This window comes from Streptomyces sp. NPDC050842 (genome assembly GCF_044456565.1).
Taxonomy (GTDB): Bacteria; Actinomycetota; Actinomycetes; order Streptomycetales; family Streptomycetaceae; genus Streptomyces.
This window is the reverse complement of the sequence record NZ_JBITGA010000016.1, coordinates 1-14,906: the sequence shown is the minus strand read 5'-3', so window position 1 is coordinate 14,906 and position 14,906 is coordinate 1. Positions and strand designations below refer to the sequence as shown.

Annotated in this window: 16 protein-coding genes; 10 read left to right on the top strand and 6 right to left on the bottom strand. The window is 73.6% G+C overall.

Going from position 1 to position 14,906, the window contains the following annotated elements:
* Together ACIBG6_RS36905 and ACIBG6_RS36900 are read right to left on the bottom strand one after the other, a co-directional pair.
* A complete protein-coding gene (locus ACIBG6_RS36905; protein WP_399227137.1) occupies positions 1-1,158 on the bottom strand; it encodes an STM4014 family protein in 1,158 nt (385 codons plus the stop codon).
* Complete coding sequence (locus ACIBG6_RS36900; protein WP_399227136.1) at positions 1,155-2,123, bottom strand: STM4015 family protein; 969 nt, start codon at positions 2,121-2,123, stop codon at positions 1,155-1,157. The genes ACIBG6_RS36905 and ACIBG6_RS36900 overlap by 4 nt, the downstream gene beginning before the upstream one ends.
* Positions 2,124-2,322: 199 nt before the next feature.
* On the opposite strand from ACIBG6_RS36900, the gene ACIBG6_RS36895 reads away from it, so the two are divergent.
* The 3 genes from ACIBG6_RS36895 to ACIBG6_RS36885 all read left to right on the top strand — a co-directional run bounded on the left by ACIBG6_RS36895 (position 2,323) and on the right by ACIBG6_RS36885 (position 4,673).
* Positions 2,323-2,649, top strand: a complete 327-nt coding sequence (locus ACIBG6_RS36895; RefSeq protein WP_399227135.1) for a hypothetical protein — start codon at positions 2,323-2,325, stop codon at positions 2,647-2,649.
* Positions 2,650-2,676: 27 nt separating this feature from the next.
* Positions 2,677-3,735: a DUF6745 domain-containing protein gene (locus tag ACIBG6_RS36890; protein WP_399227134.1), complete on the top strand. Its 1,059-nt coding sequence runs from the start codon at positions 2,677-2,679 to the stop codon at positions 3,733-3,735.
* Positions 3,736-3,875: 140 nt separating this feature from the next.
* Positions 3,876-4,673 carry an SIMPL domain-containing protein gene (locus ACIBG6_RS36885; protein ID WP_399227133.1) on the top strand — a complete coding sequence of 266 codons (798 nt, stop codon included), beginning with the start codon at positions 3,876-3,878 and terminating at the stop codon, positions 4,671-4,673.
* Between the two features lie 103 nt (positions 4,674-4,776).
* Here the strand turns inward: ACIBG6_RS36885 and ACIBG6_RS36880 are convergent, their stop codons facing one another.
* Both ACIBG6_RS36880 and ACIBG6_RS36875 read right to left on the bottom strand, forming a co-directional pair.
* Positions 4,777-5,487 carry a TetR/AcrR family transcriptional regulator gene (locus tag ACIBG6_RS36880; RefSeq protein ID WP_399227132.1) on the bottom strand — a complete coding sequence of 237 codons (711 nt, stop codon included), beginning with the start codon at positions 5,485-5,487 and terminating at the stop codon, positions 4,777-4,779.
* 129 nt (positions 5,488-5,616) lie between these two features.
* A complete protein-coding gene (locus ACIBG6_RS36875) occupies positions 5,617-6,795 on the bottom strand; it encodes a Glu/Leu/Phe/Val dehydrogenase dimerization domain-containing protein (protein WP_399227131.1) in 1,179 nt (392 codons plus the stop codon).
* A gap of 117 nt (positions 6,796-6,912) precedes the next feature.
* Between ACIBG6_RS36875 and ACIBG6_RS36870 the strand changes: the two genes are divergently transcribed.
* On the top strand, positions 6,913-8,112 hold the full coding sequence (locus tag ACIBG6_RS36870; RefSeq protein WP_399227130.1) for an MBL fold metallo-hydrolase: 1,200 nt from the start codon (positions 6,913-6,915) through the stop codon (positions 8,110-8,112).
* Between the two features lie 150 nt (positions 8,113-8,262).
* Here ACIBG6_RS36870 and ACIBG6_RS36865 read toward each other — a convergent pair whose 3' ends face one another.
* A complete protein-coding gene (locus tag ACIBG6_RS36865) occupies positions 8,263-9,282 on the bottom strand; it encodes an MBL fold metallo-hydrolase (protein WP_399227129.1) in 1,020 nt (339 codons plus the stop codon).
* Between the two features lie 190 nt (positions 9,283-9,472).
* Positions 9,473-9,952, bottom strand: a complete 480-nt coding sequence (locus ACIBG6_RS36860; RefSeq protein WP_399227128.1) for a TetR family transcriptional regulator — start codon at positions 9,950-9,952, stop codon at positions 9,473-9,475.
* Positions 9,953-9,965: 13 nt separating this feature from the next.
* On the opposite strand from ACIBG6_RS36860, the gene ACIBG6_RS36855 reads away from it, so the two are divergent.
* The 6 genes from ACIBG6_RS36855 (at position 9,966) to ACIBG6_RS36830 (ending at position 14,772) form a co-directional block, all read left to right on the top strand.
* Positions 9,966-10,229, top strand: a complete 264-nt coding sequence (locus tag ACIBG6_RS36855; RefSeq protein ID WP_399227127.1) for a hypothetical protein — start codon at positions 9,966-9,968, stop codon at positions 10,227-10,229.
* Positions 10,230-10,798: 569 nt separating this feature from the next.
* A complete protein-coding gene (locus tag ACIBG6_RS36850; protein WP_399227126.1) occupies positions 10,799-12,787 on the top strand; it encodes a sensor histidine kinase in 1,989 nt (662 codons plus the stop codon).
* Between the two features lie 6 nt (positions 12,788-12,793).
* A complete protein-coding gene (locus tag ACIBG6_RS36845; RefSeq protein ID WP_317600976.1) occupies positions 12,794-13,228 on the top strand; it encodes a roadblock/LC7 domain-containing protein in 435 nt (144 codons plus the stop codon).
* Complete coding sequence (locus ACIBG6_RS36840) at positions 13,225-13,602, top strand: DUF742 domain-containing protein (RefSeq protein ID WP_399227125.1); 378 nt, start codon at positions 13,225-13,227, stop codon at positions 13,600-13,602. The genes ACIBG6_RS36845 and ACIBG6_RS36840 overlap by 4 nt, the downstream gene beginning before the upstream one ends.
* Positions 13,580-14,203, top strand: coding sequence for a GTP-binding protein (locus ACIBG6_RS36835; RefSeq protein WP_399227124.1), 624 nt, complete (start codon positions 13,580-13,582; stop codon positions 14,201-14,203). Before ACIBG6_RS36840 ends, ACIBG6_RS36835 begins: the two co-directional genes overlap by 23 nt.
* Positions 14,200-14,772, top strand: coding sequence for a GAF domain-containing protein (locus ACIBG6_RS36830; RefSeq protein WP_056646873.1), 573 nt, complete (start codon positions 14,200-14,202; stop codon positions 14,770-14,772). The genes ACIBG6_RS36835 and ACIBG6_RS36830 overlap by 4 nt, the downstream gene beginning before the upstream one ends.
* Positions 14,773-14,906: the final 134 nt, after the last annotated feature.

Below are 14,906 nucleotides of genomic sequence, written 5' to 3'. Positions count from 1 at the left end.
TCACGTGGTGCTCGTTCCTGTGGTGCGGGGGGTGGCGCGGGTCGCGTCGGGGGAGAGTGGGCCGGGGAACTGGGCGGCGACCTGCGCCGCGTACGTGTCGAGGCCCTCGGCGCCGCCGCCCGGCAGGCCCGTGAGCCCGGGCAGGAGATCCCCGAAGGCGTTGACCTCGCCCACCGCGAAGCGGCGCCAGCCGGCGGCGGGCAGCAGGTCGACGCCCACGCACCGGGTGCCGGGGAAGGCGGCGGCGGCCCGCTCGCACACGCCGAGCGCGTCCTCCCACCGCCCGCCGGCCGCGGCGATCGCGGCCCGGGCGGCGGCCAGGTCGCCCCGGGCGCCGCCCAGATGCAGATTGGTCATCGGGGAGCGGCTGGTGCGGACGACGGCATGGGTGGCCCGGCCGTCGATCACCACCACCCGCAGGTCGGCGGCGCGGCCGTCCTGGACGGCCTTCGGCAGCCAGCGCTCGACGTGCAGCCCGTCGGGGGCGAGGGCGTCCACGATCGCGGCGATCTCCCGCTCGCTCGTGTAGCGCCGTACCCGCAGGGAGTTGAAGAGGCGTCCGTCCGGTGCGCGCTCCACCGAGGTGGTCGCCTGGATCCTGCCCGCGCCGTTCGTCTCCACCGCGAGCACCCCCGACGCGGAGGAGCCGTGCGCGAGCTTCACGAACACCCGCCGCAGCCCGGCCGCGCCGAGCAGCGAACGGAGGTCCGCCCAGCCGCCCACGGCCTGGTCGGCGGGCCCGGAGGTCGGCGAATCGGGCACCGGCACGCCGGCCGCCCGCAGCCGGCCGTGGCTCAGCCGTTTGTCGAACAGGACGGCGAGCTCGCCGGGATCGTCGACGAACGCGGCTCCCGCGTCCCCGACGGTCTCCGCGAGCTCCGAGACGGCGGCCGTGAACCGGGCGTACCAGCGGCCCGACCCCTCGACCCGGGCCGGGTCGTCGACCCCGCGCAGCAGCCGGTCGGCCTCCGGATCCTCGCCGGGCGAGTCGATCCGTACGGTCTCGCCGGCGCCGAACCGGGCCCGGCCGCACAGCACGTCCGGCCAGGACACCACCCGCGCCCCGGGCAGCCTGGCGGTCCGCAGCGCGTCCTGGAAGAACGCGACGCGGCGGCCCGCCGGATCACCGACGACGACGAGGCGCGGGTCGAGGGTCATTCGGCTACCGCGACGTACCGGTAGACCCTGTCGCCGTCGTCCTCCGCCTCCTGCGCGTCGTCGAGGACGACCGTGACGCCGTGCGGGACGAGCGCGGCGCGGACCCGCTCGCTCATCGCCTCCGACAGGTAGTGGTGGGAGAGGTCGAGGCGGGAGAGGTGGGTCAGCGGCTGCCCGTCGAGGAGGGCGGCCGCGCCCTCGTCCGTCAGGACGCCCATGGAGAGGTCGAGCCGCTCGATCCGGGCGACGACCGGGGCACCGGCCACGGCCGCGGCGACCGCGTCCTGGATGACGCTGTTGCACAGTCCCAGGCTGCGCAGGGCGGGGAAGGCCGACCCGTCGAGCAGCGGTGCCAGGTCCTCGGGGGTGCTGTCGCCGCCGTAGTTGTCGGTGCCGAGCCAGAGTTCGAGGTTCTCCAGGGCGGGCAGGTCGCTGCCGGCGATCCCGCGCACGACCTCGGCGGGCAGACCGCCCGTCTCGACCACCAGGGTCTCCAGGCCCTCGTGCCGGATCGACGGAAACGCCAGCCCCGTGCCCCCACGCACCCCGAACTCCCGCAGGGCCGGGTAGGCGGCGAGCAGCGGCGTCACGTCGGACTGGACGATCCACGAGATCTCACAGTCCTCGCCCGTCATGTCGCCGAGGAACACCGCCCGCAGGTCCGTGAGCCGGTCGCGGGCGGCGATCAGCGCCGTGACGATGGGGGCGGACGACTCCTCGTACGCCTCGTCCCAGCCGCCGACGACCAGCGCGCGCACCCGCTCCGGGTCGACCGTCTTGAGGAACCGCTCGAACTGCGGCTCCCAGAGCTCGTCCTCGGGCTCGCTGTACGTCGGGGCGGAGATCCGCCAGGCGACGGCGGCGGCGTCGGGCAGCGTGGTGGGCGCGGTCCCGTCCGCGTCGGCACTCGGGAAGTCGAACACGGGAAGGCCGTGGAAATGCTGCTGGTATTTCCCGATGGTCATGACGGTGCTCCAGACAACGGACGACGTTGATCGGCTGATGCCAAGAGTTCTACCAAGCGGCACCGACAACGCCGCTCGCCGGGGCCGCTTCAGCGGGCGAGGGCCTGTCCGGCGGGCGTGGTCGGACCGATTGTCAGACCCGGCCTCTAGCGTCGTTCTCGTGTTCGGGCGAAGCGCGCCGAACGGGGAGGGGAGAGCCATGTACCGGCAGGGAGACGTGCTGATCGCGCCCGTCGACGAGACGGCCGTACCGGCCCGCGCGAAGGCCGCGGCGGGGGAGCCGAGGGACGCCAGGGGCCGCCTCGTCCTCGCCCTCGGGGAGGTGACCGGGCACGCCCACGCCGTTCCCGGACGCGGCCGGCTCGTGCGGGAGCCGGGCCCCCTCGGCCCGCTCCTGCTCGAACTGCCCGAGGGCGGCCGGGTGGTGCACGAGGAGCACGCGCCGATCGCCCTGCCCAAGGGCTGGTACCGGGTCGTGCGGCAGCGGGAGTACGTGCCCGGCGCCTACCGGATCGTCGCGGACTGACGGCCCGGCGGACGTGAGGGGCTCGACATGGTCAAGGACGAGGACTTGGGGGACACCGGAATGAACCGCACCACCGCACAGGACACGTGGCGGGCCGTCGCCGCGGCCACCGGGCCGGCCGATCGCGCCGCCGCCGAGGCCGGCGTCCGGCTCGCCTACCGCACGGCGGGGCTCGCCGAGCCCGCACGCGTGCTCTGGGCCGACTCGCCGCTCGCGGCCGTCGCCCTCGTCAGAGGGCTCGACGACGCGGGCCGTTCGGTACGGGACGAGGTGCGCACCCGGCCCTGGGCCGAGGAGCGGCGACGCCTCCACGACGCGCTCGGGCCCGCGGGCTGGGCGGCGCACTGGCAGGCGACCGGCGCGGGCCTCTGGGACCTCACGCGGGAGCTCGCCGACCGGATCCGGGCAGGGGTGACGGAGGCCGCCGCGGAGACGGTGACCGACGGGACCCCGCGGGAGGCGACCGCCGTGCGGCTCGTGCTGTTCGACGCGGTGCTCGGCCAGCACGACGCCGCCTGGCTGGCCGCCTTCGACGGTCGGGGCGACCGGCTCGCGGGGCTCGCCGCCGTCGCCGGGCACGCCGGCTGGTGGTGGCCGTACGAGAACGTCGCCGTGGTCTGCGAGCGCCCGGTGGAGCTCCACCGGGACGAGGCCGGGCGCCTCGACCGGGGCGACGGCCCTGCGCTCGCGTACCCCGACGGCTTCGCCCTCCACGCCTGGCGGGGCATGCCGGTGGATGCCGACTTCCTGGCCGATCTCGTCGACCTCACCCCCGAGCTGATACGCGCGGAGGAGAACGCCGAACTGCGGCGCGTGATGCTGGAGTACTACGGCTACGACCGCTACCTCGCGGAGTCGGGCGCCCGGCACGAGCACCGCGACGAGACGGGCGTCCTGTGGCGCGTCGCACTGGCCGACGACGAGGACGTGGTGATGGTCGAGGTGGTCAACTCCACCCCCGAACCGGACGGCAGCCACCGCACGTACTGGCTGCGCGTGCCGCCCTCGACCCGGACCGCGCGGGAGGGCGTGGCCTGGACCTTCGGGCTCTCCGCCGAGGCGTACGCGCCGCTCGTCCAGACCTGAGCGGGGCCCGGGGCACGGGCCCGGCTGGTACGGAGAGGTGAAGGGAGCCGCCGGTCAGGAGTGGCGTGCGGGAGGCGGCGGCGACGGGTGCTGGGATGTGCCCGCCGGAGCCCCGGCACCCACCCCCGAAGGGACCGCCCGTGACGACCCGCCAGCCCCGGACCGCGACGACCGCTCACCCCGCGACGACCGCCCGCACCGCCCGTCTGCTCGCCGCCATCGCCGTGCTCGGCGGGCTGCTCGTCGGCACGGCCGCGCCCGCCCTGGCCGCCGCGCCCGACCGGACCGCCCTGCGTACCGCAGCCCGGGCGGCCGCGCCCGCCACGGTCAGCGTCAGCGGGACCGGCCGGGCGGCCGCCGCACCGGACCTGGCGATCCTGTCCGTCGGGGTCGAGGCGACCCGTAAGACGGCGAAGGAGGCGATGTCCGCGCAGACCACCGCCGCCAAGGCCCTGCTGGACGTGCTGCACAAGCAGGGGATCGAGGACCGGGACATCCGGACCGACAGCCTCTCGCTCTCTCCGGTGTACACGCAGAGCCCCGAGGGGGAGAGCAAGGTGACCGGGTACCAGGCCGGACAGTCCTTCTCCGTGAAGGTCCGCGACCTCGACAGGACCGGGCAGGTCATCGGCGCCGTCAACGACGCCACGGGGGACGAGGGCCGGATCAACGGCGTCGTCTTCGACGTCGCCGACCCGTCGGCGCTGCGGGTGAAGGCGCGTGAGGCCGCCTTCCAGGACGCGTACGAGAAGGCCTCGCAGCACGCGCGGCTCAGCGGACACCGGCTCGGCCGGCTGGTCTCCCTTAGCGAGGGCGACTCCGTGCGCCCCGGCCACGGCGCCGTCCCCTCGATGCCCGCGGACGAGCCGGGGGTCCCGCTGGCTCCCGGCGAGATCGAGGAGCAGGTCACCGTCTCGGCGGTCTTCGAGCTGCTCTGAGGTCGAAGAGGGCCGGCCGTTGCGATCGGTCCGTCCAGTCCGTCCGGTCCGTCCGGTCCGTCCGGTCCGTCGTCGTCCGGTCCGTCTGCCACGTGCGGAACAGCTACACGCCGGGCGGACCGTCCGCGCCCGGCGTGGCTGCGGGGATCCCGCCCCGGGCCTCGTCCCGTGCGCCGTCCGCACGGGCCTGTGCGTCGTCCTCAGGCCCGCCCTGTGCCTCCTCGGGCAGGCCCAGCTCCCGGGCGAGGGCGGCGTCCGCCCACCGCAGCAGTGTGGCGCGCGAGAGGGAGCCGGCATACGCCGTCGTCTGGACCGCGAGCCCGTCGAGGAACGCGGTGAGCCGCCAGGCCGCCGCGGTCGGATCAGCACACCGGAACTCGCCGGCCGCGACCCCCTCCCCGATCACCCGGGCCAGCGCCGCCTTCCACTCCCGGTCCAGCGAGGCGGCGACCTCGCGCAGCTCGGGGTCGCGCAGCGAAGCGGCCCACCCCTCGATCCACAGCCGCCAGCCCTTGGCCTGCCCTGTCGGCGCGTACCAGCGGACCGCGGAGCGCAGTCGCCGCACCGCCGTGGAGCGTCGGCCGAGCAGCTGCCGCAGGCGGGCGAGGTCGCCCTCGGCCGCGTGCGAGAAGGCGGCGGCGACCAGCTGTTCCTTGGTCGAGAAGTGGTAGAGCACGAGGGCGTTGCTCACCCCGAGCGCCGATGCCACGTCCGAGATCCGGACGGCGGTGACGCCCCGGGCCTCGATCTGGTCGACGGCGGCCCGCAGCAGCTCCTCCCGCCGCTCCGCCACACTCAACCGCACTCTCGCCACGTCGAGCAGCCTACACAGCACATGACAAGGGCATGATCGTCAACGAGCCGCCCGACGGGTCGGAGCCGTGCCCCGGCCCGGGATCCCAGGCCCTGGCCGCCCGGCCCCAGGCCCTGGCCGCACCCGGCCTCAGTACCAGCCGTAGCGCTCGGCGATCACCGGCAGCCGCTCCGCGACCAGCGCGTGCGCCGCGGCGCGCGGGCCGGTGCCGTCCGCCTCGGCCCGGTCCAGCATGCCGCCCACCAGCTCCCGCATGGACCGGCGTACCCGGTCGAAGGCCTGCTCGGCGTCTGCCTCGATGTCACCGAAGAGCGTCCACCACCACCAGGCGTTGGTGCACGAGTTCACGACCACGTCGGGCAGCACGGTCACCCCGCGCGCGGCGAGGGCCTCCTCGGCCTCCGGCAGGACCGGCATGTTGGCCGCCTCCGCGATCCAGCGGGCCGTGATCCGCCCCTGGTTCCCGGCGTCGATCGCGTACGAGACGGCCGCCGGGACCAGGACCTCCGCGTCGACCGCGAGCCAGGCGTCCCGGGGCTCCTCCCGGTCGCCGGGCCGCAGGGCCGCGCGGTCGACCGTGCCGTGGCCGTCGCGGGCGGCGAGCAGCGTCTCGACGTCGAGGCCGTCGGGGTTCACGATCGTGCCCCGGACGTCGGCGACGGCCACCACCCGCAGCCCCGCCCGGGCCAGGAACCGGGCAGTCGCCCCGCCCATCGTGCCGAGCCCCTGCACCGACACCCGGGTCCCGGTGTACTCCCGCCCGGCCCGGTCGAGGGCGACGAGCACGGACTCGGCCACTCCGAGGCCGCCGACCAGCTCGTCGAGTCCGATGCCGTCGACCTCGATCGCGAACGCGTCGGCGAGCCGCTTCCGGGCCGTCGCCTCGTCGTCCAGGAGCGGGTACACGGCCTGCACGGAGGAGACGAGCCCGGCCTCGGCCGCCGCCCGGTCCACCAGGTCCTGGGTGAGCCCCAGGTCCTCCCCGGTCGTCCAGAACCGCTCGATGTACGGCCGCATGGCCCGCAGGTAGCGCACGAGGACGCCGTACGCCTCCGGGGAGCGCGGATCGCAGTCGATGCCGCCCTTCGCGCCGCCCAGCGGGACGTACCGGGCGTCGGGGTCGTAGTGCAGGGCCTCCTTCATGGTCATGCCGCGGGCGAGCCCGGCGACCTCGGCCGCCGTGCACCCCTCGCGCATCCGCAGGCCGCCGCTGGCCACCCCGCGCACCAGCCGGTCGACGACCAGATGGCCCCGGCGGCCGGTCACGTGATCGGTCCAGTCGACGGACAGCAGGGGGGTGGGGCTCATCGCGCGTCTCCTCGGGAGGGGCTGTTACTGAACAACGATTCAGTATGACCGGTCTCCCCGGCCTTCCGGGGCGCGGGCCGCCCATAATGGAACGACCCCCAGAGATCAGGAGGTCCTGTGACCGGTACCGGCTCCGACCGTTCGCCGCGGGCACGGCTGCGCGCGCTGCGCCCCGAGTCCTTCGGCGCGGACCCCTCGGGCGAGCGCCTCGCCCGTATCCGCCGTTCGCCGAACTTCGCGGACGGGATCTTCCAGAACCCCGAACCGGCCCGCCGCGGGCCCTCGGGCTCCAGCCTGGAGTTCGCCAAGATCTACTTCGAGAAGGAAGGACGCGCGCGCCGAGCCCCCACCGGCACGATCCCCGTCCACCCCACCACCGTCGCCGACCTGGCCAAGGCGCCGGTCACCGGGCTGCGCCTCACCTGGATGGGGCACTCCGGCGTGCTCGCCGAGATCGACGGGCACCGGGTCCTCTTCGACCCGGTCTGGGGCGATCGCTGCTCGCCGTTCCCCTTCGTCGGCCCCAAGCGGCTCCACCCGGTGCCCGCACCGCTCGCCGCGCTCGGCCCGGTCGACGTCGTCGTGATCTCGCACGACCACTACGACCACCTCGACCTGCCGACGATCAAGGCGCTCGCCGCCACCGACACCGTCTTCGCGGTGCCACTCGGCGTCGGCGCGCACCTGGAGCGCTGGGGCGTGGCCGCCTCCCGCCTCCGCGAACTGGACTGGAACGAGTCCACCGAGATCGGCGAGCTGCGGCTCACGGCCACCCCGGCCCGCCACTTCTGCGGCCGGGGCATCCGCAACCGGCAGCACACGCTCTGGGCGTCCTGGGTCGTCCAGGGCCCCGAGCACCGGATCTTCCACAGCGGGGACACCGGCTACTTCTCCGGCTTCAAGGAGATCGGCGCCGCGCACGGCCCCTTCGACGCCACCATGATCCAGATCGGCGCCTACTCGGAGTTCTGGACTGACATCCACATGACTCCCGAGGAGGGCATGCGGGCCCACCTGGACCTCCAGGGCGGTGCGGCGGCCGGCGTGCTGCTGCCGATCCACTGGGGCACGTTCAACCTGGCCCCGCATCCGTGGGCCGAGCCGGGGGAGTGGACGAGGGACGCGGCGGAGGAGGCCGGCCAAGCGGTGGCGTTCCCTCGGCCCGGTGAGCCTTTCGAGCCTGCGGGGAAGGTGCCCGGGGAGGCGTGGTGGGGGGCGGTTTCCCGCCCGATCGCGCGTCCGTGGCGCCGCCCCCGTGGTGTCGGGATCGCGGCCGGGACACGGAGCGACGATCTCGACCTCGCGGGCGAGCGGTGACGTCGACCGGGGACGCTCCCGAGGCCGTGTGAGTGCCGGCGCGTCTCCCGACCGGAGGGCGTGGCCGTGTGCCTGCGCTCGGCGCCCCTCCGCCCTTGGGAAGCCCGGCGGGCTTCTCGGGCAGGTCCAAGGGCCGGGCTGGTGCCCCGGTCAGAGCCTCCTCGGCCGCATGTCTCCGTCGTACGTGGTGCGGTAGTCCGGGACGACGATCCGGCTCGTCGGAGACTCCTGGTGGACTTGGGCGACGAACCCGTCCAGGTCCATCACCGGGTCGCGGCGCGGGGGCTCGCTCAGCGGCTCCTCGAAGTTGTCCCAGTGGACGGGTACGACGATGCCGGGCCGGCCCAGTGCCCGCAGCAGTCGGGGCACATAGCGGGAGGTGGCGGCGCTGGACGGCACCGCCACCATCGCGAGATCGGGGTTCAGCCCGTCCACGGCCCGCTCGGAGAAGTCGCTGGCGCCCATCAGGAACGCCGAAGGGCCGCCGCTCCCGGCCGTCACCTGGAAGGCGAGCGTGTCGCCCTCCGGCAGGTCGGAGATGGTCCTCGGGGCCGCCGGGGGCGGCGCGTTCAGTGTGCCCGGGGCGAAATAGGAGTGCCGCTTGTTCCGGCTGTGCAGGCTCGACACGACCTCGACGGTGATCCCGCCGAAGTCCAGTACCTCGCCGCCCTTCACCACCGAGATCTGTCCCGGGTCGACGCCGAACGCGACCAGCAGATGGAAGGTGGTCTCCGTACCGACGACCCTGGCGCCGGTGGACTCGGCGATGTGGGGCACATCCGCGATGTGGTCCCAGTGGGAGTGGCTGACCAGGACGATCTCGGGGAGGCCGATGTGCTCCCGTACGAGATCGGGGTCGGACTCCAGCTTCGTACCCGGCTTGAAGCCCCCGTCGAACAGGCCGGTCTTGAACCGGGTGAGGTAGGGGTCGAAGAGCACCGTCCGGCCGTCGACGTCGATGCGCCAGCCGGAGGTGCCCAGCCAGCGGAAGGAGGCCGAACCGGCCGACGGGGCCCCGCGGGTGGTCGCATCGGAGGCGCCGGCCGCTGAGGCGGTGGCGGGAAGCAGTGGGGCGGCTGCGCCGAGCACGGCGCCGCGCAGCACCGCACGGCGGCCGAACCCCTGGACGCGCCGCTTCTCCGGGCGCTGTGCGCCTGTGTCGTCGCTCATGGCGTCAGGAGATCAGGACACGGCCCGCGTCGTCCAAGATCTGAATCCTGTGGGCGTCATATGCGAATGCATATGGTGCCAGGTCAGAAGCCTTTACTGCGAAGAGATTCGATGGGAATCGGGATGGCCGCCCCCCGGCTGCCCAGGTCCCCGTCACGAAGACCCCGGCCACGGAACCGGCGTGCGTGGCTCAGAGGAGGCGACGCACGGCCGCGACGATCGCGCTGCGGCGGTCCTCGGCGCTCTCGGCGTCGCTCGCGGCGGCGGGCATGTTGGTGGCGTTGCTCGGGCTCCACGCGAGGGCGATGCTCAGGATCAAGGTGAGCAGCGTCGCGGGGGAGAAGTCGGCGCCGATGCCGTCCTCCTTCTGCGCCGCGGCAAGCGCATCCAGCTTGGCGTGGCGCGTCGGCGCCGCGACGGCCGGGTCGGGGTGGCTGTCGCCACGCTCCAGGCGGTGCCAGGTGGCGAGCCGGATGACCTCGGGGTGCTGTCGGCAGTAGTCGAAGAGCCGCCCCGCGTACTCGGGGAGGTCGTCGGGGGTGAAGGGGACCGAGTCCAGGCCGTGGGTGACGTGGGCGTCGAAGACCGCGTCGAAGAGCTGGCCCTTGCTGCAGAAGTAGACGTAGATGAGGTTCTTGTTGGCCGCCGCCGTCTTGGCTATGCGGTCCACCCGGGCTCCGGCGATGCCGTGTGCCGCGGACGCCGGCAAGGTGAAGCGGATCCGCAACAGCGGCCGGGTGACCGTCGGCCCCTGTGACTGGCGGGGCAAGCCGCTCGGCGCCCCGGTGCCCGGCTTCGCCGAGCTGCTGACGCCGGACGAGAGCGCGCACTACACCGACCTGATGAGACGCAAGTACGGACTGGTCGCCCGGGTCGGACTGCTCGGCAGCAGGCTGCGCGGCGGCTCCGAGCGCATGGTGGGCATCCGGATCCGGCTGGACGGATAGTCGACCGGCCGCTCGACCGGAACGTTCCGCTCTCACCGACGGTCACGGGCCGCGCGTCACCGCAACGAGCGCGAACGCGAATCCGGGTACCGGACGGACGCCCGGGGAGCCCGGCACGGACACCGGCCGGGAGGCGCCGGAGGCGGCGCGCACGACGTGACGCGCGTGCGGGCCGGCCGGTCCGCGCTCCCTCCGGGGGATTCCGGTGGGGGGCGATTTCCGCAGAGGGCGGAGGTGCACGAGCACCTCCGCCCTCTTCCGTTCCCGCCGCTCCACGGCCCGCCGAAGGCGAGACGTCGACTTTCGGCCATGTACTTCTCGGCCTGTCGCGCGAAGGGCGATACCAGACCGGGCCGCTCTACGGGTAAGTTTGCCAACTGCGCACCGCACATGAACGGTTGACGACTACAGTGTGTGGTTGGTGATCATCGGTAGGCTCATCGCACCCTCGCAGTACCCCCCGTACGACACTCCCGCACGACACCCCTGAACAACCGTCTGAAGCACTCCCGTAGTCCACCCCCTGTACCCGCAGTACGCCGATTCCTGGGCACGTACCAAGGACACTCATGTCTCAACTTCGCGCACCCGCCTCGCGGTCCGATCGACGCGAGGGCGGGCGGCACGGCCGGTCGGGCGCCCGCTCCGCCTCCGGCACTCCCAGCGCCTCCCCGGCGCAGACATCCGCGTCGCTCCCGACGGAAGCCCGCATACGCCCCCAACTCCTGCGCACCTCCGTGCTCCCCGCCGTCGCGGTGGCCCTGGGCGGCGCGGCGGCCGTCCTCTTCACCATCCGCTCCACGGGGGCCAGCCCCACGCCCGGCCTCTGGGCCGCGCTGACCGGCGCGGCCGCCCTCACCGTCGCCTCGGTGACCGCCGCGGCGCTCGGCGCCGACCGGGCGGCCAAAGCGGTCCTGGACCGCTGTAACGCCCTGCGTCGCTCCAGCGCCCGCGGCCAGAGCGAACTCCGTGCGATCGTCGAACAGTTGCGCCGGGGAGAGGGGCTCCCGCCCCGCCCCGCGATGCCGTCCGGCGCCGCGACGGGTGATGAATTCGACCTGCTGTCACAGGAGTTGAACCGCTCGCACGAGGCCGCCGTGGCAGCCGTCGTCCAGGCGTCCCGACTCTCCAGCAGCGTCGGCAACGAACAGAAGGTCGAGGTCTTCGTCAACCTCGCCCGGCGCCTGCAGTCCCTCGTCCACCGCGAGATCCAGCTCCTCGACGAGCTGGAGAACGAGGTCGAGGACCCGGAGCTGCTCAAGGGCCTGTTCCACGTCGACCACCTGGCCACCCGCATCCGCCGGCACGCCGAGAACCTCGCCGTGCTCGGTGGCGCCATCTCCCGCCGACAGTGGTCGAACCCGGTCACCATGACCGAGGTGCTCCGCTCCTCGATCGCCGAGGTCGAGCAGTACCCGCGGGTGAAGCTCGTACCGCCGATCGACGGTACGCTCCGGGGCCATGCCGTGGCCGACGTCATCCACCTCCTCGCCGAACTCGTCGAGAACGCGACGCTGTTCTCCGCCCCGCACACCACGGTGCTGCTGCGCGCCCAGTACGTCACGGCCGGCCTGGCGATCGAGGTCGAGGACCGCGGCCTGGGCATGCCCGTCACCGAGCAGAACAAGATGAACGCCCTGCTCTCCGATCCCGACCAGGTCAACGTCGCGCATCTGCTCCAGGACGGCCGCATCGGCCTCTTCGTCGTCTCGGCGCTCGCCCGCCGGCACGGCATCGCCGTACGACTCCAGTCGAACATCTACGGCGGCGTCCAGGCCGTCCTCGTCCTGCCGCAGGGCCTCCTCGGCGCCGACCCCGAGGGACTGGCGCAGCACGAGCGCCAGGCCGCCGCGGCCGTCGGCTCCCCGGCGGTCCCGCAGGGGCAGGTGCAGATGCAGCCCCAGACGCAGGCACCGGAGCCGGTCCACGCCCCCGAGCCGGTCCCGGCTCCGGTGCCGGTCCAGGTCCCGGCCCACGCCGACGCGCCGTCCCACGCCGACGTCCGGAGCTCCGACCGGCACGACGGGCACCACGAGGGCCACCGCGAAGGGCACTACGAGGGACCCCACTCGGTCCCGGTCTCGGCCCCCGCCGTGGGCCAGGTGCCGGCGTACGCCCAGGCCTCCGCGCCGATGGCCGTGCCCGCGCCCTCCCCGGAGCGGGCCGCCGCCCGCCACGAGGAGACCCCGTCGTCCGAACCGCTCGCGTACCCCCGTACGAGCACGCACCTGAACGGCCACCTCGACGGCCGAGCGGACGCCGGATCCACCCCCTCGATACCGGCGCAGTCGGCCGGCACCGAGCACCAGGCCCCGCTGCTGCCCCCGGCACCCGCGGCCTCCCGTGCCGAGCCCTCCGGCCGGCCCCTCCTCCCGAAGCGGCGCGCCCAGGAGCACCTCGTCCCGCAGCTGCGCGACGAGCCCGCGGCCCGCAGGCCCGAGGAGCACGCCCTGCACGACCCCGGTCTGATGGCCGCCTTCCAGCGTGGAATCGGCCTCGCCGAATCCCAGCCCGCCCCCCACGAACCGCTGCGTCCAGGCGACGCGCACAAGGAGTAGATCACCATGGCGAGCAATGTGCCGAACGGCCATTCCTCGGATCTCGACTGGCTGCTGAGCGGACTGGTCCAGCGGGTCCCGTACACCCGCAACGCGGTTCTGCTCTCCTCCGACGGCCTCGTGAAATCCGTCCACGGCCTCGACCCCGACGCCGCCGACCACATGGCGGCCCTGGCCTCCGGGCTCTACTCGCTCGGCCGGAGCGCGGGTGCCCGGTTCGGCGACGGCGGCGAGGTCCGCCAGGTGGTCGTGGAACTCGACTCCACGCTCCTGTTCGTCTCCACCGCGGGTTCGGGCACCTGCCTGGCCGTCCTCGCCGGACGCGAGGCGGACGCCGCCGTACTCGGCTACGAGATGGCGATGCTCGTCAAGAGCGTCCGGCCGTACCTGGTCACGCCTGCCCGGCAGGCGGCCGGTGCGGCAGGTGGCATCGGGCAGTGAACGTGACGTCCCATCAGGAAGGGCCCTGGCTCGACGACGCGGCAGGCCGGCTGATCCGGCCGTACACCGTGAGCGGCGGCCGGACCAAGCCCAGCACCGCGCTGGACCTGCTTTCGATGGTGATGGCGACCGGCTCGATCCCGCAGGCCCACATGGGCCCCGAGCACAGCCTGGCACTCGGGCTGTGCGACGGGCCCACCTCGGTGGCCGAGATCGCGGCGCACTTACGGCTGCCGGCCGTCGTCACCAAGGTCCTGCTCTCCGACCTCGTGGACTGTGGGGCGCTCACCGCCCGGGCCCCACGGTTCCACGCCTACCCAACCGACCGTTCCTTGCTGGAGGCAGTGCTCGATGGCCTACGACAACGGCTCTGAGCGCCACGAGAGTTTCGCGACCGACCCCTTCCCCACCGCGCTCAAGATCCTCGTGGCGGGCGGGTTCGGCGTGGGCAAGACGACTTTCGTGGGCGCGGTCAGCGAGATCGAACCGCTCAGCACCGAGGAGCTGCTGACGTCGGTCAGCGCGGCCACCGACAGCCTGGAGGGAGTGGAGTCCAAGACCACGACCACCGTGGCCATGGACTTCGGACGCATGACGCTCGACGACCGCCATGTGCTCTACCTGTTCGGCACCCCCGGGCAGGAGCGCTTCTGGTTCATGTGGGACGAGCTCTCCGAGGGAGCGCTGGGCGCGGTCGTCCTCGCCGACACCCGCAGGCTCCAGGAGTGCTTCTCCGCCGTGGACTTCTTCGAGCGGCGGGGCATCCGCTTCGTCGTGGCGGTCAACGAGTTCGACGGCGCCTACCGCTACGAGCCGGACGAGGTGCGGGCCGCGCTCGACCTCAAGCCGGACGTGCCGGTCGTCGTCTGCGACGCCCGGATCTCCAGCTCCGGCATCCGTACCCTGCTGACCCTCGTCCAGCATCTGCTCACCACCATCCCGGCCGCCGTGCCGAGCTTCGGAGCCACGACATGACCTACGACCCGACCGGTCATCTCCTGCTGACCCCCATCGACAAGGACGCGCCCGCGCGCGTCCAGCGGCTCCGTGAACTCGGGCTCGGGGAGCGGCCGGACCCGGCGTTCGACGAGTTCGCCCACCGGCTCGCGGACGTCACCGGCGCCCCGTTCTCGATGGTCAACTTCATCGACGAGAACCGGCAGTTCTTCGCGGGGCTGCACACGCCCGAGGGCACCCACTCGGGCAGCGACCTGGGCGCCGCCGCGGCGAACACCGGTGGCGTCGGCCGCTACATGGCCCGCGACCACGGCTACTGCCCGCACGTGGTGGTACGGCGCAAGGCGCTCGTCCTGGAGGACGTCTGCGACTACCCGCGCTTCGCGGGGAACCCGGTCGTCGACGAGATCGGGATCCGCTCCTACATGGGGGCGCCGCTGATCGACCGTACCGGTGTCGCGCTGGGCACGATCTGCGTGGTCGACACCGACGTCCGGCCGTGGGGGCGCGCCGGACTGGAGACGATCAAGGCGATGGCGGCGGAGCTGGTGGAGCAGATCCACCGCCGCGAGGACGGCATGTTCTGATCTGAACCGCGGGGACGGACACCGGAACCGCGGGGAAGACGGCCGGGGCGAAGATGTGGTGCGCGTCCCGGAGGTACCGCGCGATCGCCCGGTCCGTGAAGAGGCCGGCGGCGGCGTGGATCTCCATGGCGTTG